Raw genomic sequence first — 23,117 nt, forward strand, 5'->3', positions numbered from 1 at the left:
CCTCACCCCGCGCGTCGGGGTCAGGCGGCGGAGAGGTGGACGCCGTCGCGGCCGTGGCGTTTGACCCGGTAGAGGGCCTGGTCGGCGCGGCGGAGGGTCACCTCGGGGGACTCGCCGGGGTGCGGGAGGGCCACGCCGACGCTGATGGTCCGGCCGGTACGCCGCGCCGCCTCGGTCAGCCGCTCCGCGACGCCCACCGCCTCCTCCGGGCGGGTCACCTCGATCACCGCCACGAACTCGTCGCCGCCGACCCGGTACAGCTCGTCGCCGTGCCGCAGCGCCCCCTCCAGGGCGCGGGCCAGCCCGACCAGCAGCCGGTCGCCGGCCTGGTGGCCGTACGTGTCGTTGACGGTCTTGAAGCCGTCCACGTCGATCGCGAGCAGGGCGGTACGCCCCGGCGTGGCGGCCCGGATCCGCTGCCCGAACGGCCCGGTGTGCCGCAGCCCGGTGAGCGGGTCGGAGCTGGCCTGCTCGCGCAGCTGGGTCAGGGTGCGCAGCCGGTCCAGCGCGCCCCACGCCTGCCCGGCCAGCAGCTCCATCAGGTTGACCGTGGTCGGGTCGGGTCGCAGCAGCCGCTCGTCGGCCACCAGCAGCACCCCGCCGTCGTCCGGCCGGCCGACCGGCACCGACACCAGGGTGCGCACCCCCGCCCGGGCCAGCGGTAGGTAGTCGTCCGTCGGCGGGTGCCCCGCCTCGCCCAGCGTGTACGCCGACCCGTGGCGGTGGGCGCCGGCGATCATGCGGCCGAGGGGGCCCGCGCCGGCCTCGGTCAGCTCGGCCCGGATCCGGGCCTCCAGCTCGCCGGTGGCGCCGGTCGGCTCGCTCACCCGCGGGCCCCGCCGGCCGGCCAGCACCAGCACGGCCGCGGAGAGGGTGGAGACGTCCCGGGCCGCGGTGATGGCGGCGGTCATCAGGTCCCACTCGGTGGGGGCGGAGGTCATCGCGGTGGCGTGCCGGAGCAGCTTCTCGCTGCGGCTCTCGGCCGGCGGGCCGCCGAGCGCCATGATCCGGGCGCCGAGCCGGGCGGCGAGCCGCTCGGCGGTGGCCCGCCAGGGCGCCAGCTCGACCGGTCCGCTCCACTGGAGGTCGAGCACCCCGACCGGCCGGCCCGCCGGGTCGAGCACCGGTACGCAGATCTCGGCGGTCACGTCGGGGCGTACCGGGAGGTGGTCGGGGTCGGCGGCGACGTCGGGGACGGTGGCGGCCTCGCCGGAGGCGTAGACCCGGCCGACGATGCCGGACTTCGGCGGCACGGTGGAGAAGACCTGCCAGGACCCGGTGGCCGCGACGCAGCGCAGCCGGTCGTGCACCTGGAGCAGGACGGAGATCGTCGCCGGGGTGTACCGGGCGAGGGCGGTCACGGTCCACTGGCACGCCTCGATCGCGCTCGACGCCATCGGCAGGCGGACCGTGACGTCCCGGACGACTCGCTCGTGATCCACGTTCTTCCAGGTGGGGAGGGCCCGGACGGGTGCCGGGGCTGCGAGCAAGCGTACTCAGCCGGCGGCGGTCCGCCCACGGTCAAGATCAGCGACTGTTCGTACACATGTGCCATCCACAGGCTGTGGACAGGGGCTGTGGGGCTGCGGGACGGGCCACGCCGGGGAGCCTGCCGGGGTTAGCGTGAGGGTCCCGGTCGCAGTGGAGGAGCCATGCTCATCGCCCAACTGACTGACCCGCACGTCACCACCGGCGCGCTCGCCGCCGTGCCGGCGGCCGGCCTGCACCGCGCACTGGGCCGGGTGCTGGCGCTGCGCCCCCGCCCGGACTGCGTGGTGATCACCGGCGACCTGGTCGACCAGGGCCGCCCCGACGAGTACGCGGCGCTGCGCGAGGTGCTCGGGCGGTACCCGCTGCCGGTCCACCTGGCCGCCGGCAACCACGACGACCGGGAGTCGCTGCTGGACGCCTTCGGCGGCACGCCGTGCCTCGGTGGCGGCTTCTCCGCGTACTACCACGTCGACCACCCGGAGGTGACGGTCGTGATGCTGGACTCGTCGACCCCCGGCGAGGACGGCGGCCGCCTCGGCGAGGACCAGCTCGGGTGGCTCGACGGGGTGCTCGGCGGCCGTACCGAGGTGCCCGCCCTGGTCTGCCTGCACCACCCGCCGGTCGCCGTCGGCGTCCCGGCCGCCGACGCCATCCGGCTCGCCGACGGCGACGCGCTCGCCGAGGTCATCCGCCGACACCCCCACGTGGTACGCGTCGCCGCGGGCCACCTGCACCGCCCGGTGACCACCGCGTACGCCGGCACGGTGCTCACCGTCGCGCCGAGCACCTGGCGGCAGGCGTCGCTGACGATGAGCGCCGACGACCAGATCGGCTGGGTGGACGAGCCGACCGCCTTCCTGCTGCACGCGGTCGACGGCGACGGCTGCGTCACGCACACCGTCCAGGTCAGCCACGCCGCCGGGCAGACCTGCGGCTACTGAGCCGCACCGGTGGACCTGCTCCCGCTTCGCGGTCGCCACGCCGAGCCACCGATCGTCGGTCGTCCGCGGACCGGTGCGGACCAGCCGACACGCCGGCCGGTCGGGCGGCGGTCGTCGCCGGAAGGGGCATCGCCGGCCCGACGACCGCCCGTTCCATGATCACCGTCCGGTTGGGACAGTCCACCCGCGCGGGTTTGTTTGCCGACGCAGAGGTTTCACAGTCCACGATTGCCGCCCGACATCGATAGCCTCGGCCCACTCCGTGGCCGACCCCCGGGTCGGCCCACCGCATGTGGGGGAACGCATGAAGCAGAAGCTCTTCGGTTACGCGGCGACGCTCGCCGCCGTCCTCGGCGGCACGGTCGCCGTTGCCACGCCGGCGCAGGCGGCCACCCCGGCCATCCAGATCACCAAGGTCTACTACAACTCGCCGGGCACCGACAACCGCTCCAACAGCAGCCTCAACGCCGAGTACGTCAAGCTCACCAACCGGCGTAGCACCACCATCAACCTCAAGTCCTGGACGCTGCGCGACAAGTCGAGCCACGTCTACAAGTTCGCCACCGACTTCCGCCTGGCCTCCGGCGCCAGCGTCTACATCCACACCGGCAAGGGCACCAACACCTCCACCCACCGGTACTGGGGCTCCGGCGCGTACATCTGGAACAACACGGGTGACACCGCCTACCTGCGCAACTCCGCCGGTACGGCGATCGACTCCTGCTCCTGGGGCAGCAGCGGCAGCTACACCTACTGCTGAACCCTGCGGGCCGGCACGGGCCCGCGTGACCCCCCCCGCCGAGACGGCCGGCACCCGCGTGAGCGGGAGCCGGCACTCGACCGACCGCCCCGGGCAGCGGGCGGCTCCTCCGCACCGGGAGCCGCCGGCCCGCCCGGGGCGGTCGTCCGCGTCACGGGGCCGCCGAGCCGTCGCCTGGGTGCGAGATCCGGCGACGGCGGTCAGCTCCGCAGGAAGCGGCGCAGCTCGACGGCGAGCAGCTCGGCGGGCACCTCGTGGAAACCACCCGCCAGGCTCACCCGCCGGGCACCCGGGACCGCCCCGGCGGTGGCCCCCGCCGCGTCGCGCAGCCAGTCCGGGCTGCCGGTGCTCTCCACTACGACGGTCGGCACGCTGATGCCGGCGAGCAGCTCCGCGGGGAGCGTCCCGTCGCCGGTGACGGTGGCGTCGTGGACCAGGGACGGGGCCATCAGCTCCAGCCACGGCCACATCGGTTGGTCGCGCATGCCGCGTACCTGGTCGGCGGGGATGCCCACCGCGTCGAGCAGGAAGCACTCGACGGCGTCGCCCCGCCGGCCCGCCGCCACCAGCTCGGCCAGCCGGGGTGCGAGCGCCGTGCCCGACCCGGCGCGCGGCCCGACCTGGAACGGCGGTTCGAAGAGGGCCAGCCCGGCGACCGGCAGCCCGGCGGCGGTCGCCAGGGCGGCCAGGATCGCCCCGGAGGAGACCCCGTACAGGTACGCCGTGCCGCCGGCCGCCTCGATCAGGGCCGCCAGGTCCTCGATCTCCCGCCGCACCGCGTACGGCGCGGTGTCGCCACTGTCGCCCCGGCCGCGCCGGTCGTATCCGAACACCGTGAAGTCACCCGCCAGCGCGGCGGCCACCGCCCGGGTGGTCGACCGGTCGTTGAACGCGCCGCCCACCAGCACCATCGCCGGCCCCTCGCCGCTGCGCTCGTACGCGATGGTCGTGCCGTCGGCGGAGCGCACCGTGCCCACCGCCGGGGTCGTGTCGGTCATTCGCGGATCCTCTCCTCGTCGTGTCGTCCTCCATCCTGGTCGGTGCCGCCGACAGGAATCCGACGCACGCCGGACCGCTCCCACCTACCCGTCATGTCGGAATGGTCCGAACGTCCGTCCCGGGTCACCTCACGTATCCGCAGGTCTGTCGACTTCCCCAGTCGACCGGGTCGGCCGGAGGTGAGAGGCTGACAGCCGACGGGAGCGGCGACCCCCGACCGCCGCCATCCGCGAACGACCCCTGTCACGGCACGGATCAGGGTCGCTCGGGCGAACCATCGCCCGGGGGGAGCGTCCAACGCCGAACCTCACAAGGAGTTCCATGTCCGTCCCCGGGATGCGTCGGGCCGCCATCGGCCTGACCGCACTCGCCGCGGCCGCGCTGAGCACGGTCGCCGTCCACCCGAGCCAGGCCGACGCCGGCCCCAAGCCGGTCGACGTCAAGCTGCTCGCCCTCAACGACTTCCACGGCAACCTGGAGCCGCCGACCGGCTCCAGCGGCACCATCGCGGGGCAGTTCGCCGGCGGTGCGGAGTACCTCGCCACCCAGCTCGCCGCGCTGCGCGGCGCGACCGAGGAGGAGCAGGAGCGGACCATCACGGTCGCCGCCGGTGACCTGATCGGCGCCTCCCCGCTGCTCTCCGCCGCGTTCCACGACGAGCCCACCATCGAGGCGCTCACCCTGGCCGGGCTGGACTTCGCCAGCGTCGGCAACCACGAGTTCGACGAGGGCGCAAACGAGCTGCTGCGCATCCAGAACGGCGGCTGCCACCCGACCGACGGCTGCGCCGACGGCACCCCGTACGCGGGCGCCGGCTTCCAGTACCTCTCCGCGAACGCCTTCAAGACCGCGACCGGCGAGCCGCTGCTGCCGCCGTACGGGGTGAAGAAGGTCGCCGGCGTCAAGGTCGGCTTCATCGGGATGACCCTGGAGGGCACCCCGCAGATCGTCAGCCAGGAGGGCGTCGCCGGCCTGACCTTCAGCGACGAGGCCGAGACCGCCAACCGGTACGCCCGCATCCTGCGCGCCCAGGGCGTGGAGACCATCGTCGTGCTGCTGCACGAGGGTGGCCAGCAGGACGCCACCGGCGGCATCAACGACTGCGCCGGCTTCACCGGCCCGATCGTCGACATCGCCAACCGGATGGACCCGGCCATCGACGTGGTGGTCAGCGGGCACACCCACCAGGCGTACAACTGCGAGATCAACGGCAAGCTGGTCACCAGCGCCAGCTCCTTCGGTCGCCTGGTCACCGACATCGACCTCCAGATCGACCGGAAGACCGGCGACGTGCTGACCGCCCGGGCCAACAACGTCGTGGTCACCCGGACCGTGACGAGGGACCCGGCGCAGACTGACCTGATCACCCGGTACAAGACGGCGCTCGGCCCGGTCGCCACCAAGGTCGTCGGCAAGACCGCCGAGCCGCTCAACCGCGTCCAGGAGACCCTCTTCGGTACGGCGAAGGGCGAGTCCCCGCTCGGCAACGTGATCGCCGACGCGCAGCTCGCCGCGACCGACGACGAGCAGGGCGCGCTCGGCGCGTTCATGAACCCCGGTGGTGTCCGCGCCGACCTCGACGCCGGCCCGGTCACCTACGAGGAGGCGTTCACGGTCCAGCCGTTCGCCAACAACCTGGTGACGCTCGACCTCACCGGGGCGCAGCTCTACTGCGTGCTGGAGCAGCAGTTCGTGGTGGGCCGGACGCTCTACCCGTCCTCGTCGGTCCGCTACACGGTCGACGTGAACGGCGTCACCGGCACCACCGCCGACCCGTGCGCGGGTAGCCGGGTCGTCCGGGGCAGTCTCACCCTCGGCGGCGTGGCGGTCACCGAGGACGCCACCTACCGGGTCACGGTGAACAACTTCCTGGCCGGCGGCGGGGACGGCTTCACCGTCCTCAAGGGTGGCACGAACCAGGTCACCGGCATGATCGACCTGGACGCGTTCGTGGCGTACCTGACCGCGTCCTCGCCGGTCTCCGCGCCGGCCCTGGACCGCATCCGCACCACCGCCGAGACCCCCGCCGCCTGACGGCAGGACTCCCGCGCGAACGGGCCCCGGAGCGACGCTCCGGGGCCCGTTCCGTACCCGCCGTTCGCGTCATGATCGTGCTCGATCCCGGATGTAGTGGCCTCCGACGTGCTCCGAGCCAACTACATCCAGGATCGAGCACGATCATGGCCGTGCGCCTGGTGCGGGCCGGCCGGGGCGCGTGCCGACCGGGCGGGTCAGGCGGGGGCGGGTCAGGCGGGGTGGGGCGGGTCAGGCGGTGGTGGGCTGCGGGGTGCGGTCGGTGGGGGCGGGGGAACGGCCGTCCTGGACGGCGGTGAGGAGTGGGCGCAGGGAGAGAGCGATGACGGAGGCGACCAGGCAACCGCCGACCACCACGGCCACCCAGATCCGGCCGTCGGCGGCGCCGATCAGCGGGCCGGCGGTCACCGGACCGATCACCCCGCTGATCCCGAAGATCATGGAGCTCATCGCGTTGTACCGGCCGCGCAGCTCGTCGGTGGCGAGCGCGTTGGTCAGCGCCGGCATCACCGGCGACAGCATCGTCTCGCCGAACCCGAAGATCGCCGCGCAGGTCACCACGCCGAGCGCCGCCGCCAACGCGTTCTCCGGGCCGATCAGCCCGGCCGCGCCGAGGACCAGCCAGGCGGCCGCGAAGACCACACCGACCAGGGCGAGCGCCCTGGTCCGGCTGCGCCCCTCGATCCGCCGGATCATCAGCAGCTGCGAGAGCACGATCGTCACCGTGTTGGCCGCCAGCGCCCAGGCGACCACCCGCGGGGTCACCTCCGCCACCCGGACGGCGTACGCGGTGAAGCCGACCTCGATCTGGGCGTACCCGCAGGTGGTGAGGACCAGGCCGAAGATCACCAGGCGGCGGAAGGGCCGGTCCCGCAGCACGGTCAGGTAGCCGCCGGAGCCGGCCCCGCCCGCCCCGCCGGCGGTGCTGAGCCGGTGCCCGACGTGCGGCAGGCTGAGCAGGATGAGCGCCGGCATCAGATAGGTGACCGCGTCGAGCAGGTAGATCAGCTCGAAGGTGACCGGCCGGCTGGTGTCCACGATGGCGCCCGAGGTCAGGCCGCCGATCCCGATACCGAGGTTGAGCAGGGCGAAGTTCAGGCCGTACACCCGTTGCCGCTCGTCGTCGGCGGTCAGCGACGCCAGGATGGTGCTCTGCCCGGACCAGATCGCGGAGCTGCCGATCGCGATGAGGGTGACCACCACGAACGCCGAGGCGGTCGAGTCGACCAGGGCGAGCGAGCCGGTCCCGACCGCCTCGACCAGCAGGCAGGGCAGGACGACCCGGCGCGCGCCGAACCGGTCGATCAGCGTGCCGCCCAGCGGCGACAGCGCCAGGGTCACCGCGCCGTACCAGCCGATGACCAGGCCGGCGCGGGGATCGGAGAGGCCCCGGACGTCGGTCAGGTAGATGAAGAGGAACGGCAGGGTGAGGCCGCGACCGATCGCCGACAGGAGGGTGCCGAGGAGGATCCGTCGGGCTTCCGGGCGGCGGGGGAGGGATCGGCGCAGCATGCGGGGATTCTGCTGGCCGGGTACGACGATCCGCGAACGTTTCACCGCCCGGCGGGCGCCCGGGTGAGCAGGCCCACGCCGGCCATCGCCTGCGTGTCGGGGTGCTCTGCCATGCTGGGCCGGTGACCGTGACCTGGCGACACCTCCCCGCGCCCGCCCGCGAGATCGCGTTGGCGGCCACCGACGCCGTCCACGCCGCCCGGGCCCGCGACGGCGAGGCGTACGAGGCGGCGGTCGACCGGCTCGGCGGCGCCGAGCGGGCCGGCCTGGTCCTCGGCGTGGTGGTCCGGCTGCTGCTGGAGGAGACCCACCCGGACGGGCTGGACGGCGACGACGTCCGGCAGGTGCTCGAACGCTGCGTCCGCGCCGCGGTCCCGTGGCGACCCGACGTCGACCCGCACGTGGTGCTGGTCCTGCTCGCCGGGGCGCTCGGCGTCTACGACCCGGGCGACGACGACTCCCCACCCGACCCGGCGGCGGTCGCCCGGCACGCCCCACTGCTCGTGGCCGACCTGCTGGCGGCGGCGGACCGGCCGCTCGACGGCTACCTGCACGCCGCGTTCGCCGAGATCGAGCGGACCGAGCGGCACGACTGACCCGAAATCTGCCGCGTCGGGTCAACCTCGTGGGCCTCCGCGTTGTCTTGGTTGGCGGACTGACCGGGAGGGCAGATGCGGGATTCACGGGGCGCGGAGTTCGACGACTTCGTCCGGACACGATCGGTGACCCTGTTACGGGTCGCCTACCTGTTGACGGGTGACCGGAACGCGGCGGAGGACCTGCTCCAGGAGGTGCTGGAGCAGGTGTACGTGCGGTGGCGCCGGGTGCGGACCACCCCGGAGGCGTACGCCCGCAAGGCGCTGGTCAACCGGGCGGCCAACCGGTGGCGCCGGCGCGCCCGTCGGCCCGAGCGGGCACTGGCCGAACACGACGGGGTACGGCAGGACCACGCCGACGACGTGGCGACCCGTGAGGGGATAGTCGCGGCGCTGCGCACCCTGCCGCCCCGGCAGCGCGCCACGGTCGTGCTCCGGTATCTGGAGGACCTCTCCGTCACCGACGTCGCGGCGGCCCTCGGCTGCTCGGAGGGCGCGGTGAAGAGCAACACCTCGCGCGGACTGGCCCGCCTGCGGGAGTCCCTGGCCGGTTCCGGTCTCGTCCTGTCCTCCTCCACCATCCCCGGGAGCCCGCGATGACCATGAGCGACAGCGACGTCCGTGCCGCCCTGCACCGCGCGACGGACCAGTTGACCACCCCGCCGGACCTCCTGCCCGCCGTACGCCGGGGTGGGCGCCGCCGGTTGGTGCGCCGCCGGGCCCTGCTGGCCGTCGCTCTGACGGCCGTGGTGGCGGTGCCGGTCGGCGGGGCGCTGCGCCTGGCCGACCGGGGCGAGCCGATCGAGGTCGCCTCGCCGCTGCTGGACGAGCCGACCCGCGGCGACCTGGCCGGTGACCAGGGCTACCTGCGACAGGTCCGGGAGGCGTGGCGACGTCACCTGAGCCGCGGGGAAGCCGTGGCGATGCGGGGCGAGCCGCACGTGGTGTGGGCGGGGAACACGCCCGCCGGTCCGGCCGCCTACGTCGCCCAGCGCACCCGGACCGAACCGGGCGTCAGCGAGCCCGGGGGCGACCGTAACTTCGCCGCGGCGGCCTTCGTCGAACCCACCGCCGACGGGCCGAAGGTGCTGACGGTGGAATCGGTCACCACCGCCGGCACGGACGGCAACTCCCAGGCGGTCCTGCTCGGCCCCGAGCGGGACGTGCTGGTCGTCGTCGACTTCGGCGATCCGGTGGTGTTCTCGCCGCGGCTGCGCTACAAGGCCGACGGCCGGATCGACCGGGACTTCCAACCGGTGCCGTTCCGCGACGGTGCGGCCGTGCTGCCGGTGCCGCCGCAGCGCGGGAAGATCACCGTCGCGCTTTCCCGGACGCCGGTGAGCGCGCTGAACATGGTCCACATCGCGAACAGCTCGGCCATCCTCTTTCCCGACAGCGAGGGCAGCGGGAGCCCCAACCCGAAGCAGCTCACCTACACGCTGCCGGGAGCCGAACGGGCGTGGGGCGGTGACCCCGCCGCGGCGGCGGAGCCCACCAACCAGGGGGAGAATCCGCTCACCCCGTACGTCGACGTGGCCGGCAACCACGGCGCCGGCGATGGTCCCCTGCTCACCGTCTACGGGACCACCCCGGACGGGCGGCGGCTGCGGATGGAGACCATCCAGTACGACGACGACCCGGCCCGGGTGGTCGCGACGCTCGCCCCCGCCGAGAGTCCTTTCACGGCGGTGGCCAGCGGATTCGCCGACTGGAACGCGCCCCTGCCGGTGCGGCTGCGGCTGCCCGACCGGCAGGGCGTCCTGGTCGCCGCCGAGGGCGCGACGTTCAGCTACCGGACCGGCGCCGGCGGATGGCGTGCCGCCGGCCGCGACGCGGCCCTGCTGCCCGCCACGGCGACCGAGGTGAGGATCATCGGGGCCCGCGGCACCACCACCGTGCCGTTGACCAACTGACCCGGCCGAGCCGGCGACGCCTCCGTCCACCGTGCGGTGGACGGAGGCGTACGGGTCAGGGGCTGGCGGCGAGGAAGACGAACGCGGCCAGCAGCACCAGGTGCACTCCGCCCTGGAGCACCGTGGCCCGGCCGGGGACGACGGTGAGCACGCCCACCACGGCGGTCAGCGCCAGCAGGGCCAGTTGGGTGCCGCCCAGCCCGAGCAGCAGCGGTCCGTCCAGCCAGATCGAGGCGATGGCGATGGCCGGGATGGTGAGGCCGATGCTGGCCATGGCGGAACCGAGCGCCAGGTTGAGGCTGATCTGCACCCGGTCGCGGCGGGCCGCGCGGGCCGCCGCGAGGGTCTCGGGAAGGAGCACCAGCAGCGCGATGACGACACCGACGAAGGCCTGCGGGAGGTTCGCGGCGGCCACCCCGGCCTCGATGGCCGGGGAGACGGTCTTGGCCAGGCCCACGACGGCGACCAGTGCGACGAGGAGCAGGGCGAGGCTGACCAGCGCCGTGCGCGTCGGCGGCGGGTCGGCGTGGCCGTCGCCGTCGGCGTCGACCACGCTGCCGTCGCTGGTCACCGGGAGGAAGTAGTCCCGGTGGCGGCCCGTCTGCACCAGGACGAAGAGGCCGTAGAGGGCGAGCGACGCCACCGCGGCGAAGGCCAGTTGGGCGGGGGAGAACTCCGGGCCGGGCCGGCTGGTGGTGAAAGTCGGCACCACCAGGCTGAGCGTCGCGAGGGTGGCCACCGTGGCCAGCGCCCCGCCGGTGCCCTCCGGGTTGAAGACCGCCACCCGACGCCGGAGCGCACCGAGCAGCAGGGACAACCCGAGGATCCCGTTGCAGGTGATCATGACGGCGGCGAAGACGGTGTCCCGGGCCAGCGCCTGGGTCTTCTCCCCACCGCTGATCATCAGGCTGACGATCAGCGCCACCTCGATCACCGTGACCGCCACCGCGAGCACCAGCGAGCCGTACGGCTCACCGACCCTGTGGGCCACCACCTCGGCGTGGTGGACGGCCGCCAGCACCGCCCCGGCCAGGAAGGCGGCCGCCACCGCCACCACCACCCCCGGCAGGTCTCGCCCCCAGGTCAGAGCGAGCAACACGACAGCGAGGACGGGGACGGCGAGCGTCCAGTCGGTCAGGCGGGTTCGGGCGAGCGCGGCCATGTCCCAACCCTGCCAGGTGCGCCGACCCGCCGCCCACGGGTAGCGGCTCGATCACGTTCAGCGAACGCGCTTCGCGTCGGGCCGACATCGCGCCGTTCCGGATTGAGCCGCCCACCCCTGGGTACGGATTCTCCTGGACGAGGACGGCTCTCTCCCGAGTGGAGCGAGGATTCGACCGAACGAGGAGGAATGCCATGACCACCGTGGTGGAAAAGTCGATCGAAGTGGACGTCCCGGTCAGCACCGCCTACAACCAGTGGACGCAGTTCGAGGAGTTCCCCCGGTTCATGGGCGGCGTCGAGGAGGTCCGCCAGCTCGACGACAAGCGGATGCACTGGGTCGCCCAGATCGCCGGCGTCAAGCGCGAGTGGGACGCCACCGTGCTGGAGCAGGTGCCGGACCAGAAGGTCGCCTGGGCGGCGACCGAGGGCGCGACCAACGCCGGCGCGGTCTACTTCCAGCCGGTCGGCGCCGGCCGGACGATGGTCCGGCTGCACCTGGAGTACGAGCCGGAGGGCCTGGTCGAGAAGGCCGGCGACAAGCTGAACATCATCGAGAAGCAGGCCGAGTCGGACCTGGAGAAGTTCAAGAGCTACATCGAGTCCCGGGGCGCCGAGAGCGGCGCGTGGCGCGGCTCCGTCGGTGCGGGGCACGGCGTCGGCACGCCGGGCGTCGCCCACGCCGCGTCGTCGAAGGGCGACAGCGGCAAGGCGGGCGTCTCCGGCACGGCGGTGGCGGCGGGTGCCGCCGTCGCGGGTGCTGCGGCAGCCGCCGCGGCGGCCGCCGCGAAGCACCGCTCCGGCAGCGACGAGGACGACCGTACGACGACCGGCACCGAGTCGGACTACGTGGTGACCGAGATCGACGTGGTGCCCGAGCCCGGTACCACCACGTACCCCGGTGGCCCGGTGAGCGAGCCGAACCGCCCGCTCTGACGCACCTCCGCGGGGCCCGGCGGACCGACCACCCGGTCGGGCCGTCGGGCCCTTCGTGGTGTCCAGGTCCCAGCTATCCGGCGATCCGAAGGTTGGCCCGCTGTGGGTCCTTCCGGAGCGCACCGGGTTCGCGTTCGTCACGGACATCGGCGACTCCGCACCCCCACTCGCGGCTGCCCGAAGGCCATCCCATCGCCGAGTTCACTGGCGGGTCCTTTAGAGCTGATGACGTGAACGGATCGCCGCTGAGTCGTTCACGTCATCAGCTCTAAAGGACCGCAACACCAACCCAAGGGCCGGCAAGAGGTTGGGCTCGCGGGCCGCCCATGCGAGCACCTGGTGGCGCCGCCCACGAGGTTTGTCCCCGCCCGCTGCCGCCGCGGTCTTCCCGGGTGTCACGATGCGCTGGTGAGCAGCTCCGCCACCCTCGGCAGCAGGCCGCGCCTGCGCTCTGCAGTGTGATCCCGGGCGGGTGGTGAAGTCACCGGCGGCGGCACGGCGCGGGAGGCGGCTACTGGGGCCGGAGTATGCCTCCGGCCCCAGTGCTGATCCCACGGGCCAACGCAGCCGCTGTCCGTGGGCGAGCTCAGCCGCGCGTCTCGCCGTCCCGGCGTCGGTAGAGAACGATCAGCATGCTCCCGAGCAGAAGCAGGCTGCCGCCGAGCGCGGCCGGTACGACGATTGACGGACTGCTGAGCGAGTCACCGGTGATCGGCAGTGTCGTCTTCGTCGGGGTCGGTGTCGCGGTCGGTGTCGCGGTTGGGGTCGCGGTCGGCGTCGGGGTCGGCGGCGTGTCGAAGCCACACACGAACCAGTGGCTGATGTCGTGCGGCTCGCCGGTCTCGGGGTTGATCGGCGCAGTCATGTCCTCGACCACGATCGGTCCGACGAACGGCCCGTCGTACACGTTGGCGTCCGGGCCGCCCTTGACCACGATGCCGGTAGCGGTGAAGCCCTCGTTGATCGTGACGTCCAGCGTCCTGCCGGTAACGGTTCCGGTGCCTGCCTCGGAACTCGCCGGGCCCGAGGTGTTCGGGCTGCCCAGAATGATCTCGCCTTGCAGGCCGGCGCCCTCGCAGGTCGTGACGTTGCCTGCGACCACCCGGGGCTCCGGTGCCGGAATCGCACTCGCCAAGCGGCCCTTGATGGGGATCTGATGTGTGACGGGCTGGGCCGATGCCGGTCCGGCGACCGACAGCACGATCATGGATGCCAGGAGTGCCCTCCGGCGAAACGAACTCGCGTATGCAGCCGCACAGAAACCGCCTTGATCTGTAGGAAGTATGTTGGCCAGCCAATCAGGACAATCGGCGCAAACATTAAATACCTACATAAAAGTGCGTATAACTGCCCAATCGTTGCAAGCAACTCGAACGGGTGACTTTACCCTCCGTGACCGGCGCGTGATCGACGACAGCTTCCGGTGCCGACGAGGCCGCCACCGACGGTCACCAGCCTGCGGCGCTGCTCGCGTCGTTTACTGCCTTCTCGCTGCCTCCGGGAGAGCAGTGATCGGCGGAAACGAGTCAAGGCCCCTCCGTGGAGGGGCCTTGACCTTCACTTACCTCTGGTCGGGGTGGCCGGATTCGAACCGACGACCTCTTCGTCCCGAACGAAGCGCGCTACCAAGCTGCGCCACACCCCGAGGCGTGCCGACAAATAGTAGCCCACCCGGTCCGATGGTCAAACTCGGTACCCCCCGGCGCGGCCCGGCCGCCCCGCCCCGGCCTGAATCGTCAACGTCATCAGCTCCAAAGCAGCCCGGCGGCACATCCGGGTCCGGTCGCCGGGTGGATGAGTCGCCCCGTCGGGCGACGCCGCTTAGCGGGGGATGAGGGTCAGCACACTCGCCTCGGGTGGGCAGGCGAACCGCACCGGCGCGGTCGGGTGCGTGCCGAGTCCGGCGGAGACGTGCAGCCAGGAGTCCGAGCCGGGCCAGCGGTGCAACCCCCTGGCCATGGAGCGGGGCAGCCCGCAGTTGGTCACCAGCGCCCCGTAGCCGGGTACGCAGACCTGGCCGCCGTGGGTGTGCCCGGCGAGCAGCAGGCCGAAGCCGTCGGCGGCCATCTGGTCCAGCAGGGCCGGTTCCGGCGAGTGCGCGAGCGCGATGGCCAGGTCCGCCGAGGCGGAGACCGGGCCGGCGACACTGCCGTAGTCGTCCCGTTCGATGTGCGGGTCGTCCACGCCGACCAGCTCCACCTCGCGGCCGCCGGCCTTGATCGAGGTACGCGCGTTGTTCAGGTCGGCCCAGCCGGCCCCGGTGAAGACCTCGCGCAGCTCCTCGTACGGCAGCTCGACGCCCTCGGTGTAGCCCCGGTCGGACAGGAAGTAGGTGAACGGGTTCTTCCACACCGGGCCGGTGTAGTCGTTTGAGCCGAAGACGAAGGCGCCCGGGTGGTCGAGCAGCGGTTGCAGCGCCCGCAGCACGCCCGGGACGGCGTCGGGGTGCGCCATGTTGTCCCCGGTGACCACCACCAGGTCCGGGTCGAGGGCGGCCAGCGACGCCACCCAGTCCTGCTTGCGCCGCTGGTTGGGCATCATGTGCAGGTCCGACAGGTGCAGCACGCGCAGCGGCTCCGCGTCGGCCGGCAGCACCGGCACGTCGTACCGGCGCAGGGTGAACATGTTGCGTTCGACGAGCGACGCGTACGCCAGGGTGGCCGCGCCCGCGGCGACGGTGCCGGCGCCGAGTCGGAATAGTGTGCGCTTTCGCATGGCGTTCAGGGTAGTTTGACCGTCCATGAGCACGCTGAAGGACCGCCTCACCGCCGACATGCGCACCGCTCTCAAGGCGCGCGACGAACTGGCCACCTCGACCCTGCGGATGGCGCTGGCTGCCGTGGGGACCGCCGAGGTCGCCGGCAAGGCCAAGCGCGAGCTCACCGACGACGAGGTGCTCGCGGTGCTGACCAAGGAGGCGAAGAAGCGGCGGGAGGCCGCCACCGCCTTCGCCGACGCCGGCCGCACCGAGCAGGCCGCCAAGGAGACCGCCGAGGGCGAGGTGCTGGAGCGCTACCTGCCGAAGCAGCTCACCGACGAGGAGTTGACCGAGCTGGTCGCGGGGGCGCTCGCCGCGGGCGGCTTCACCGGCAAGGCGCAGATGGGCGCGGCCATGAAGGCGGCCCAGGCCGCGGTGGCCGGCCAGGCCGAGGGGGGCCGGGTCGCCGCCGAGGTACGCCGACAGCTCGGCCTCTGACCGTCGTACGCGAAACGGGCGGGCCCCCCTCGCAGGGTGCCCGCCCGTTCGTTCTCGCCTACGTCAGCCGCGCGGCCGGCCGGTGGGCCGGCCCGGCACGACCGGTACCTGCGGACCGCCGGGGGTGACGTTGCCGGGCGTGTTCGGCGGCGTGCCGCCGCCGCTGCTCACCTCGATGGTGACCACGCCGCCCTTGATCGTGCGGCCCTCGGGGCTGGTGCCGGCGACCGTGTTCGGCGCGCAGTTCGACGCAACCTTGTTGTCGGAGACGATGACGTCGAAGCCGGCCTCCTTCAACTCCGCCCTGGCGCTCTCCACCGACTGGCACCGGACGTTCGGAATGCTCCGCTGGTCACCATTGATGATCTTGCCGCTGGGCGGGGTGAACTGGATCCGTTCCTTGTTCTTCATGGCGACCTTCAGCGTGTTGTAGACCGCCGGGTTGATGCCCTGGGCCTCGTCGTGACCCATCTTCTGCGTGGTCTGCGGCCAGTCCGGGTCGGCCATGATGCCGGCGACCGAGTACTGCTTGGTCATCGCGACCAGGGAGGAGGTCTTCTCGCTGTCGGTGGTGCCGGACTTGCCGGCGACCGGCGCGTCGACGATGCTCTTGACGTTGCGAGCGGTGGCGCCCACGCACTTCGAGGTCGACGACCGGTCACCGACCGGGCAGCGGGCGGCGTCGACGGCCGCCCGGGCCACCTCGGTGCTGATCCGCTGCTCGCACTTCGGCTTCGCGATGTCCAGCGTCTTGCCGTCCGGACCCTTGATCTCCTGCACCGGAATCGGCTCGCAGTACTTGCCGTCCGCGGCGAGGGTGGCGTACGCGTTGGCCAGCTCGAGCGGGGTGGTCTGCGAGACGCCCAGGGTGAACGCGCCCCACTGGTTGGCACCACCCTCCTTGGTCGCCCGCCGGGCGTCGCCGCTGTCCCGGAAGGTGATGCCGAGCTTCTGCGCCGCCTTGATGACGTTCTCCGCGCCGACCTGCTGCTGCAGCGGGACGAAGAAGGTGTTGACCGAGGAGCCGAAGGCACTCCACATGTTGTGGACACCCGCCATGCTCTTGGAGGCGTTCTTCGGGCAGTAGAGGTTCGTGCCGGCGCAGGCGGCCGGGGAGTTCCGCTCGATGATGTAGTCGGACTTGAATTCGTCCGGCGAGTTGATCTGGTAGCTGAGCGGGATGCCCTTCTCCAGGGCGGCCACGATGGTGAAGATCTTGAACGTCGAGCCGGCCTGGTAGCCGGTGATGCCCTGACCGCCGCTGAGCAGCGGGTTCACCGTGTTCGGGTAGTTGCCCCGGATCTTCTTCTTGGCCTTCCTGGGCTCGCTGGCGATCTTGTTCTGCGGCTTGTTCGGATTGTCAATCTTGAAGTTGCGGTTCACCGAGAGGGCCCGCACCCGACCGGTGCCCGGCTCGACCACGGCGACCATCCGGGCCGCCTTGCTGTTCACGCCGAGATTGGCGCGGACGGCCCTGTCCGCGCCGTTCTGCGCCTGGACGTCGAGGCTGGTGGTGATGGTGTAGCCACCGCTCTTGAGTCGCCGCTCACGGTCGTACGTGGTCGAGCCGAAGGTCTCCTGCTGCATCCACCAGCGGTAGAAGTAGTCGCAGAAGAAGCCCCAGTCCTTCTGGTTGGTGGCGACGCAGCCGTTCGGGGTGCGCTTGTCCTTGACGTTCATCGGCAGGGCGATGGCGGCGTCCGCCTCCTGCTGGCTGATCGCGCCGATCTCGGCCATGTTCTTGAGGACGTAGTTGCGCCGGTCCAGGGCGAGCGGGCGACCGCTCTCGGTGTTCGGGTCGTTGGTGGTCGGCGCCTTCACCATGCCGGCCAGCATGGCCGCTTCCTCGAGCTTCAGCTTGCTCGGCGGCTTGCCGAAGTAGACCTGGCTGGCGGCGTAGACCCCGTACGCGCCGTTGCCGAAGGAGGCGATGTTCAGGTAGCGCTCCAGGATCTCGTCCTTGGAGAACTCCTCGTCGATCTGGAGCGCCAGCCGCATCTCGCGGAGCTTGCGGCCGCTGGTGTCCTCGGTCGCGGCGACCACGTCGGCCGGGTGGGTGGCCGAGTAGGCGATGGCCAGCCGGACGTACTGCATGGTCAGCGTCGACGCGCCCTGCTGTGAGGCGGTGCCGGACTGGTTGTTGACGAAGGCGCGGGCGATGCCGTTGAGGTCGACCCCGTTGTGCTTGTAGAAGTCGTGGTCCTCGGCCGCGATGATCGCCTTCTGCATGAACGGCGAGATGTCGGCGAGCTTCACGTCGCGCCGGTTCTCGTCGTACATGATCGCCAGCGGTGTCTTGCTGTCCGAGGCGAGCAGGTAGCTGATCTGCGGCGACCGGGCCACGGTCAGTTCCTTGGGTAGTGCGCCGAAGGTCTCGGCGCCGGCCTTGGCGGCAAGTCCGGACATCGCCACCGCGGGGAAGGCCGCCGCAGCGACCACCACGCCGGCCAGCAGGCCACAGATGAGTAGCGATGCGGCATTGGCGAAGACATTGTGGTCACGTTTCCGCATCCAGGTCACCTCGACAGGGTACGCGAGTAGGGAACGAGGGGCGCTGGGGCGTTCTTTCCCCATTTCCTGCGCGCGCCGACCTCGTTGTGCTAAACGCACGACCCCCGGTACGTGGTTGCGTGTGACTGGCGTCGAGTCTCCACCGATCGGGTGGAGCGGCGCAGCGTTTTCACGTACTCGGGCCGGGTATGCGGCGAGCGAAGGCCCGGGAAGCCGGGAGTGTCCGGAATGATGGATTTCGCCGACAACGTTGCGTAATCAGGCGACTACAGAGCATGATGGTGGCGGCGACAGGGCCACACGTCGTCCGTGCCTCCTTGGGGAAGGAAGGGCCGGACGACCGGGGGGATTCAACGGCTGGTCGCACGAGGTCGGTAGGTACTGCAAGGGGGGACGTGTACACATGGGCATGATCACTGACTGGCCGTCGCTGGCGGCATGTCAGAACGGGGACCCGGACGCGTTGTTCGTACAGGGCGCCGAACAGAACGTGGCGAAGAGGATCTGCCGGAGCTGCCCAGTTCGGTACGAGTGCCTGGCCGACGCGCTCGACAACCGCATCGAGTTCGGGGTGTGGGGTGGGATGACCGAACGCGAACGTCGGGCGCTGCTGCGACGTCACCCGCAGGTGACGAGCTGGCGCAAGATGTTCGAGGCGGCGATGAAGAAAAACGCCAAGGACAAGGCCGGCAAGGACAAGATCCTGGTCACCACCGGCTGACGCCGGTCACGGCCGGCTGATCGCCGCGCCGATCGTCCGCAGCCCGTCGACGTCGTGCACGTCGGCGGGCTGCGCCGTCACCGACACCGCCGGCACCGCCGGGAACGCCTCGGTGAACCGGGCCGCCACCCGCTGCTCCCGGACCGCCTGCTGGGCCAGCGTCGCGTGCGCCCGCAGCACCTCCACAATGCTGTCGTGGCCGCCCATCTCGGCCAGCCGCTCCGCGGCGGCGAGGCTCTCGGCCGCGGCCAGGTCGACCGCCGGGCGGTGCACCCGGTTGAGCACCAGCCCGGCCAGCGGCATCCGCTCCTCGCGCAGCCGCCCGGCGAAGTAGGCCGCCTCCCGGACCGCGTCCGACTCCGGCGCCGCGACCAGCAGGAAGGCCGTCTCCCGCGCCTGGAGGATCCGGTACGTCTGCTCGGCCCGCTGCCGGAAGCCGCCGAACATCGAGTCCAGCGCGGCGACGAAGCCGGAGAGGTCGGTCAGCAGCTGGGCGCCGAGCACCTTCTGCACGACCTTCGAGAACATGCCGAAGCTGGCGGTGACGAAGCTGAACATGCTCCGCCCGCCGGTACGGGCGGGCGCCAGCAGCAGCCGCAGCATCCGGCCGTCCAGGAAGCGGGAGAGCCGGGCCGGGGCGTCCAGGAAGTCCAGCGCCGAGCGGGACGGCGGAGTGTCCACCACGATCAGGTCCCACTCGCCCCGGGCGTGCAGCTGGCCCAGCTTCTCCATCGCCATGTACTCCTGCGTGCCGGCGAAGGTGGAGCTCATGGCCTGGTAGAAGGGGTTGGCGAAGATTTCCGCCGCCTTCGCCGGATCGGTGTGCTGGAGCACCACGTCGTCGAAGGTGCGCTTCATGTCCAGCATCATGGCGTGCAGCTCGCCGCCGCTGGCCTCGACGTCGATGCCCTTGACCTGCCGGGGGGTGTTGTCCAGCTCGGTCAGGCCGAGCGACTGGGCCAGCCGGCGGGCCGGGTCGATGGTGAGCACCACCGTCCGGCGGCCGTGCTGCTCGGCGGCGCGCAGCGCGAGCGCCGCCGCCGTGGTCGTCTTGCCCACGCCGCCCGCACCACAGCACACGATGATCCGCACGCCGGGGTCGGCGAGGATCCGGTCGACGTCAAGCCGGGGCGCCGCGTCTGTGGAAGGCACCAATCGAGCGTATCGGGCCGGTGGGGCCCGCGCGCCCGGGCCGACCGCAGGTGTGAGTCAATCGGCCCGGCGGAGGAGTTCGGCGAGGGCGTCCAGCCCGGCCCGGTCCACCCCGTCGGGCAGCAGCGGCAGCTCGGTCAGGGGCAGGCCCAGCTCGGCCAGGTCGGTGCGGAGGGAGTCCTCCAGCTCGCGCCGGACCCGCTGGTCACGCGCCTCGTCGGCCAGCCCGGCGACGGTGCCCCGGTCGGCCGGCAGCCCGGCGGCGAGCAGCCCCCGCTTCAGCTCGGCCTGGGTCACCTCGCGTCCCGCCGGCACCGGCGGCCGGGCGCCGTTGACGATCACCCGGCCGACGCCGAAGCCCAGCTGGGTCAGCTCGGCGATCGCGTCGACCGTCTCCTGGACCGGCATCTCCTCCAACAGGGTCACCACGTGCACCGCGGTCATCGGGGAGCGCAGCAGCGCCGCCACCCCCTCGCTCTGGGTCTTGATCGGGCCGACCTTGGCCAGCCGGGCGGTCTCGGCGGTGACGTTGAGGAAACGGCCGATCCGTCCGGTGGGCGGCGCGTCGAGGACCACCGCGTCGTACGCCCGGCGCTGGCCGGTGGTGCGGGTGGTCGCCTCCTTCACCTTGCCGGTGAGCAGCACGTCCCGCAGGCCGGGGGCGATGGTGGTGGCGAAGTCGATCGCGCCGAGCTTGCGCAGCGCCCGGCCGGCCGCGCCGAGCTTGTAGAACATGTCCAGGTACTCCAGCAGGGCCTCCTCGGCGTCCACCGCCAGGGCCCGCACCTCGCCGCCGCCGGGGGCGTCGGTGAGGTGCCGCTCCTCGTAGGGCAGCGGGTCGGTGCCGAAGAGCTGGGCGATGCCCTGCCGCCCCTCCACCTCGACCAGCAGGGTGCGCCGGCCGTCGCGGGCCAGGGCGAGCGCCAGGGCCGCCGCCACGCTGGTCTTGCCCGTGCCACCCTTGCCGGTCACGACGTGGAGGCGGGCCGGCCATCCGGTGCCGGCGGGATCGCTCGGCTGCTCAGCTGCTCGCACCCGTCGAGCGTATCCACTGCGCCGGGTCAGGCCACCTCGCAGACCCACCAACCCGTCGTCCGCACCACCGTGAAGCGCAGCGCCTGCTCGGCGACCTTCTCGTCGGCGGTGGTCATGGTGAGCTTGGCGGTGACGGTGGCCCGGTCACCGGTCTGGTTGTCCACCTTCGGGGAGGACCAGCGGAAGCGCGGGTTCTGGTAGCCGGCGGCGTACCGCTGCACGTCGGCGACCTTCGCGTCGATCTTGTCCTGGTCCCGGGAGTCGACGCAGACCAGGCTGGCCGCCTTCTTCGCGTCCCGGTCCCGGTAGACGGCGGTGAGGAAGTCGTCCACCGCCACGGTCGGCTCCTTGGCGCCCTTGCCGCTCTCGGTGTCCCGCAGGGCCAGGAAGGCGGCCGTGCCGCCGCCGAAGAGCAGGACGGCGGCCAGGGCGATCGCGCCGAGGAGCAGGCCGCGCCGGCGGGGCGTGGCCGGCGCCGGGTACGCCGGGTAGGCCGGCGGGGGCGGTGGGATGGCGCCCGGAGCGGACGTGCCGGGGGAGGCCGGACCGGGCTGGCCGGGTACGTCCTTCCGGGATGCCGGGACATCCGGCGATCCGGTCGCGCCACCGCTGGGCGGTTGGGTCATGTGGTCCCCCGGGGGAAGGGCGTCCTCGCCGCCCCTGGCGATGACGCGGGGTCAGGGCCGGGCGGGCGCGGCCCGTCCGACGGGAAGGGTAACGGTCGATGGGCGCTTCCGTGGCGGAGCGCTCACGACCTGTCGTTCCGTCGGGTCGCGTTACGGACCGGGTGGCTGTCGCATATGTGACTTGGGGTGATCGGGTGTGCGCGTCCCGTTGTGGCTGCCCACGGGTCGGTCCTACGTTCGTGCCGGTGCGGGGGAAGCGGGTCGGGCGGAGGGCCCGGTCCGGACGGTGGTCAATCACGGCACGAGGCCCGGAGGCAGTACATGCGCGACGCGGACAACTTCGCCCGAGCCCAGTTCCCTCCCGGCGACCGGACGTGGCGGCTCGGCGCGGCCGGTGACGTCGACGGGCCGGTCGGGTTGCCGGTGAACGAGCGGTCCTACCGGCGCTGCGCCGAGCCGTCGGAGGTGCTGCGGGTGCTGGACCGGACCGGGCCGCGGCAGCGGGACGAGGAGGAGCCAGGGTACGTCATCCACCTGCCGATCCGGGTGGCCGACCTGTCGGCGGCGACCGCCCTGGCCGGCACGGTGGCCACCTCGCTGGGCTTCCTGGCCGAGCTGGACGCCGGCGAGACGACCGTCTCGACCGCCGACGACCAGAACAACCGGCACCGGGTCTTCTGCGACCTGCTGCTGCCGGACCGGTCCCGCTGCCCGCAGCCGTACGACCACGAGGGCCCGTGCGGGGAGGTGCCCACCGCGCCCGAGCAGCGTCCCGCACCCCGGCCGTCGCCCGGACCGTAGGCTGTGCCTGCACAGTAGTCCGCGCGCAGGCAAGGGAGCCTTCCACCGATGCAGAAGTGGGAATACGCCACGGTCCCGCTGCTGGTCCACGCGACCAAGCAGATCCTCGACAACTGGGGTGAGGACGGCTGGGAACTCGTCGCCGTGGTCCCCGGCCCGAACCCGGACCAGCTGGTCGCGTACCTGAAGCGGGTGAAGGCGTGAGCAACGGTCCGCACGCGAAGCTCGCCGAGCTGGGCATGGCCCTGCCGGACGTGGTGCCCCCGGTGGCCAGCTACGTCCCGGCGGTGCAGTCCGGCCAGCACGTCTACGTCTCCGGTCAGCTGCCGATCGCCGAGGGCAAGCTGCTCGCCACCGGCAAGGTGGGCGCCGGCGTCTCCGCCGAGCAGGCCAAGGACCTCGCCGAGCGGTGCGCCCTGAACGCCATGGCCGCGATCGACTCGCTGGTCGGCCTCGAGAACGTCGTCAAGATCGTCAAGCTGACCGGCTTCGTGGCGAGCGCGCCCGGGTTCACCGGCCAGCCCGGCGTGATCAACGGCGCCTCCGACCTCTTCGGCACCGTCTTCGGCGAGGCCGGCCGGCACGCCCGCTCCGCGGTCGGCGTCGCCGAGCTCCCCCTCGACGCGCCGGTCGAGGTCGAGGTCATCGTCGAGGTCTCCTGACCGGTCACCGTCCGCCCCTGTGATCTTGCGGTTCGGGCCGGGGCGAAAGCCGTGAACGGCCACAAACCAG

The 23,117-nt window shown here is 72.3% G+C and carries 21 protein-coding genes, 1 tRNA gene and 1 pseudogene; 12 read left to right on the forward strand and 11 right to left on the reverse strand.

Features of this window, described 5'->3' with window-relative positions; translation table 11 throughout:
- Positions 1-20: 20 nt before the first annotated feature.
- Positions 21-1,397 carry a sensor domain-containing diguanylate cyclase gene (locus V6U79_RS10040; RefSeq protein WP_442933376.1) on the reverse strand — a complete coding sequence of 459 codons (1,377 nt, stop codon included), beginning with the start codon at positions 1,395-1,397 and terminating at the stop codon, positions 21-23.
- A 255-nt stretch (positions 1,398-1,652) separates the two neighbouring features.
- Between V6U79_RS10040 and V6U79_RS10045 the strand changes: the two genes are divergently transcribed.
- Positions 1,653-2,432, forward strand: a complete 780-nt coding sequence (locus V6U79_RS10045; RefSeq protein ID WP_334531745.1) for a phosphodiesterase — start codon at positions 1,653-1,655, stop codon at positions 2,430-2,432.
- A 304-nt stretch (positions 2,433-2,736) separates the two neighbouring features.
- Positions 2,737-3,192 (forward strand): lamin tail domain-containing protein, encoded by a 456-nt coding sequence (locus tag V6U79_RS10050; protein ID WP_334614423.1) that lies wholly within the window; start codon positions 2,737-2,739, stop codon positions 3,190-3,192.
- A gap of 200 nt (positions 3,193-3,392) precedes the next feature.
- Here the strand turns inward: V6U79_RS10050 and V6U79_RS10055 are convergent, their stop codons facing one another.
- On the reverse strand, positions 3,393-4,190 hold the full coding sequence (locus V6U79_RS10055) for an alpha/beta fold hydrolase (RefSeq protein WP_334531750.1): 798 nt from the start codon (positions 4,188-4,190) through the stop codon (positions 3,393-3,395).
- 322 nt (positions 4,191-4,512) lie between these two features.
- Between V6U79_RS10055 and V6U79_RS10060 the strand changes: the two genes are divergently transcribed.
- A complete protein-coding gene (locus V6U79_RS10060; protein ID WP_334531753.1) occupies positions 4,513-6,225 on the forward strand; it encodes a bifunctional metallophosphatase/5'-nucleotidase in 1,713 nt (570 codons plus the stop codon).
- A 231-nt stretch (positions 6,226-6,456) separates the two neighbouring features.
- On the opposite strand, the gene V6U79_RS10065 is transcribed toward V6U79_RS10060, so the two are convergent.
- Positions 6,457-7,737 (reverse strand): MFS transporter, encoded by a 1,281-nt coding sequence (locus V6U79_RS10065; RefSeq protein ID WP_334531756.1) that lies wholly within the window; start codon positions 7,735-7,737, stop codon positions 6,457-6,459.
- A 122-nt stretch (positions 7,738-7,859) separates the two neighbouring features.
- On the opposite strand from V6U79_RS10065, the gene V6U79_RS10070 reads away from it, so the two are divergent.
- The 3 genes from V6U79_RS10070 (at position 7,860) to V6U79_RS10080 (ending at position 10,246) form a co-directional block, all read left to right on the forward strand.
- Positions 7,860-8,333: a hypothetical protein gene (locus V6U79_RS10070; RefSeq protein WP_334614424.1), complete on the forward strand. Its 474-nt coding sequence runs from the start codon at positions 7,860-7,862 to the stop codon at positions 8,331-8,333.
- 75 nt (positions 8,334-8,408) lie between these two features.
- Positions 8,409-8,933, forward strand: a complete 525-nt coding sequence (locus tag V6U79_RS10075; RefSeq protein WP_334531761.1) for a SigE family RNA polymerase sigma factor — start codon at positions 8,409-8,411, stop codon at positions 8,931-8,933.
- The gene (locus V6U79_RS10080) at positions 8,930-10,246 is read left to right on the forward strand and encodes a hypothetical protein (RefSeq protein WP_334614425.1); all 1,317 of its coding nucleotides are present in this window, start codon (positions 8,930-8,932) and stop codon (positions 10,244-10,246) included. Before V6U79_RS10075 ends, V6U79_RS10080 begins: the two co-directional genes overlap by 4 nt.
- A 55-nt stretch (positions 10,247-10,301) precedes the next feature.
- On the opposite strand, the gene V6U79_RS10085 is transcribed toward V6U79_RS10080, so the two are convergent.
- Positions 10,302-11,408: a calcium:cation antiporter gene (locus V6U79_RS10085; RefSeq protein WP_334614427.1), complete on the reverse strand. Its 1,107-nt coding sequence runs from the start codon at positions 11,406-11,408 to the stop codon at positions 10,302-10,304.
- A gap of 194 nt (positions 11,409-11,602) precedes the next feature.
- On the opposite strand from V6U79_RS10085, the pseudogene V6U79_RS10090 reads away from it, so the two are divergent.
- Positions 11,603-12,049, forward strand: a pseudogene (locus V6U79_RS10090) (SRPBCC family protein); the annotation flags it as partial.
- 880 nt (positions 12,050-12,929) lie between these two features.
- Here the strand turns inward: V6U79_RS10090 and V6U79_RS10095 are convergent.
- The 3 genes from V6U79_RS10095 to V6U79_RS10105 all read right to left on the reverse strand — a co-directional run bounded on the left by V6U79_RS10095 (position 12,930) and on the right by V6U79_RS10105 (position 15,058).
- Positions 12,930-13,550 carry a hypothetical protein gene (locus tag V6U79_RS10095; RefSeq protein ID WP_334614429.1) on the reverse strand — a complete coding sequence of 207 codons (621 nt, stop codon included), beginning with the start codon at positions 13,548-13,550 and terminating at the stop codon, positions 12,930-12,932.
- Positions 13,551-13,911: 361 nt separating this feature from the next.
- A tRNA-Pro gene (locus tag V6U79_RS10100) sits at positions 13,912-13,988 on the reverse strand.
- 176 nt (positions 13,989-14,164) lie between these two features.
- On the reverse strand, positions 14,165-15,058 hold the full coding sequence (locus tag V6U79_RS10105; protein WP_334531772.1) for a metallophosphoesterase: 894 nt from the start codon (positions 15,056-15,058) through the stop codon (positions 14,165-14,167).
- 25 nt (positions 15,059-15,083) lie between these two features.
- Here V6U79_RS10105 and V6U79_RS10110 point away from each other — a divergent pair, with 25 nt between their 5' ends.
- Positions 15,084-15,539: a GatB/YqeY domain-containing protein gene (locus tag V6U79_RS10110; protein ID WP_334531775.1), complete on the forward strand. Its 456-nt coding sequence runs from the start codon at positions 15,084-15,086 to the stop codon at positions 15,537-15,539.
- 63 nt (positions 15,540-15,602) lie between these two features.
- Here the strand turns inward: V6U79_RS10110 and V6U79_RS10115 are convergent, their stop codons facing one another.
- Positions 15,603-18,050 carry a penicillin-binding protein gene (locus tag V6U79_RS10115; RefSeq protein ID WP_334531778.1) on the reverse strand — a complete coding sequence of 816 codons (2,448 nt, stop codon included), beginning with the start codon at positions 18,048-18,050 and terminating at the stop codon, positions 15,603-15,605.
- Between the two features lie 403 nt (positions 18,051-18,453).
- Between V6U79_RS10115 and V6U79_RS10120 the strand changes: the two genes are divergently transcribed.
- Complete coding sequence (locus V6U79_RS10120; RefSeq protein WP_334531781.1) at positions 18,454-18,771, forward strand: WhiB family transcriptional regulator; 318 nt, start codon at positions 18,454-18,456, stop codon at positions 18,769-18,771.
- Between the two features lie 6 nt (positions 18,772-18,777).
- On the opposite strand, the gene bagB is transcribed toward V6U79_RS10120, so the two are convergent.
- The 3 genes from bagB to V6U79_RS10135 are packed head-to-tail and all read right to left on the reverse strand — an operon-like array spanning position 18,778 to position 21,584.
- Positions 18,778-19,926, reverse strand: a complete 1,149-nt coding sequence (bagB, locus tag V6U79_RS10125) for an ArsA family ATPase (protein ID WP_334531784.1) — start codon at positions 19,924-19,926, stop codon at positions 18,778-18,780.
- Positions 19,927-19,980: 54 nt separating this feature from the next.
- Positions 19,981-20,958: an ATPase BagA gene (bagA, locus tag V6U79_RS10130; RefSeq protein ID WP_334531785.1), complete on the reverse strand. Its 978-nt coding sequence runs from the start codon at positions 20,956-20,958 to the stop codon at positions 19,981-19,983.
- Positions 20,959-20,984: 26 nt separating this feature from the next.
- Positions 20,985-21,584 (reverse strand): Rv0361 family membrane protein, encoded by a 600-nt coding sequence (locus V6U79_RS10135; protein ID WP_334614430.1) that lies wholly within the window; start codon positions 21,582-21,584, stop codon positions 20,985-20,987.
- A 321-nt stretch (positions 21,585-21,905) separates the two neighbouring features.
- Here V6U79_RS10135 and V6U79_RS10140 point away from each other — a divergent pair, with 321 nt between their 5' ends.
- From V6U79_RS10140 to V6U79_RS10150, 3 genes are read left to right on the forward strand one after another with little or no spacing between them, the layout of a single operon-like run.
- Entirely contained in the window at positions 21,906-22,385 is a 480-nt protein-coding gene (locus tag V6U79_RS10140) for a hypothetical protein (RefSeq protein ID WP_334614431.1), read from the forward strand.
- A 48-nt stretch (positions 22,386-22,433) separates the two neighbouring features.
- On the forward strand, positions 22,434-22,589 hold the full coding sequence (sp36, locus tag V6U79_RS10145) for a Sp36 family protein (RefSeq protein ID WP_334531793.1): 156 nt from the start codon (positions 22,434-22,436) through the stop codon (positions 22,587-22,589).
- The gene (locus tag V6U79_RS10150; RefSeq protein ID WP_334531795.1) at positions 22,586-23,047 is read left to right on the forward strand and encodes a RidA family protein; all 462 of its coding nucleotides are present in this window, start codon (positions 22,586-22,588) and stop codon (positions 23,045-23,047) included. Before sp36 ends, V6U79_RS10150 begins: the two co-directional genes overlap by 4 nt.
- Positions 23,048-23,117: the final 70 nt, after the last annotated feature.

Source organism: Micromonospora psammae (assembly GCF_036902725.1).
Classification (GTDB): Bacteria; Actinomycetota; Actinomycetes; order Mycobacteriales; family Micromonosporaceae; genus Micromonospora.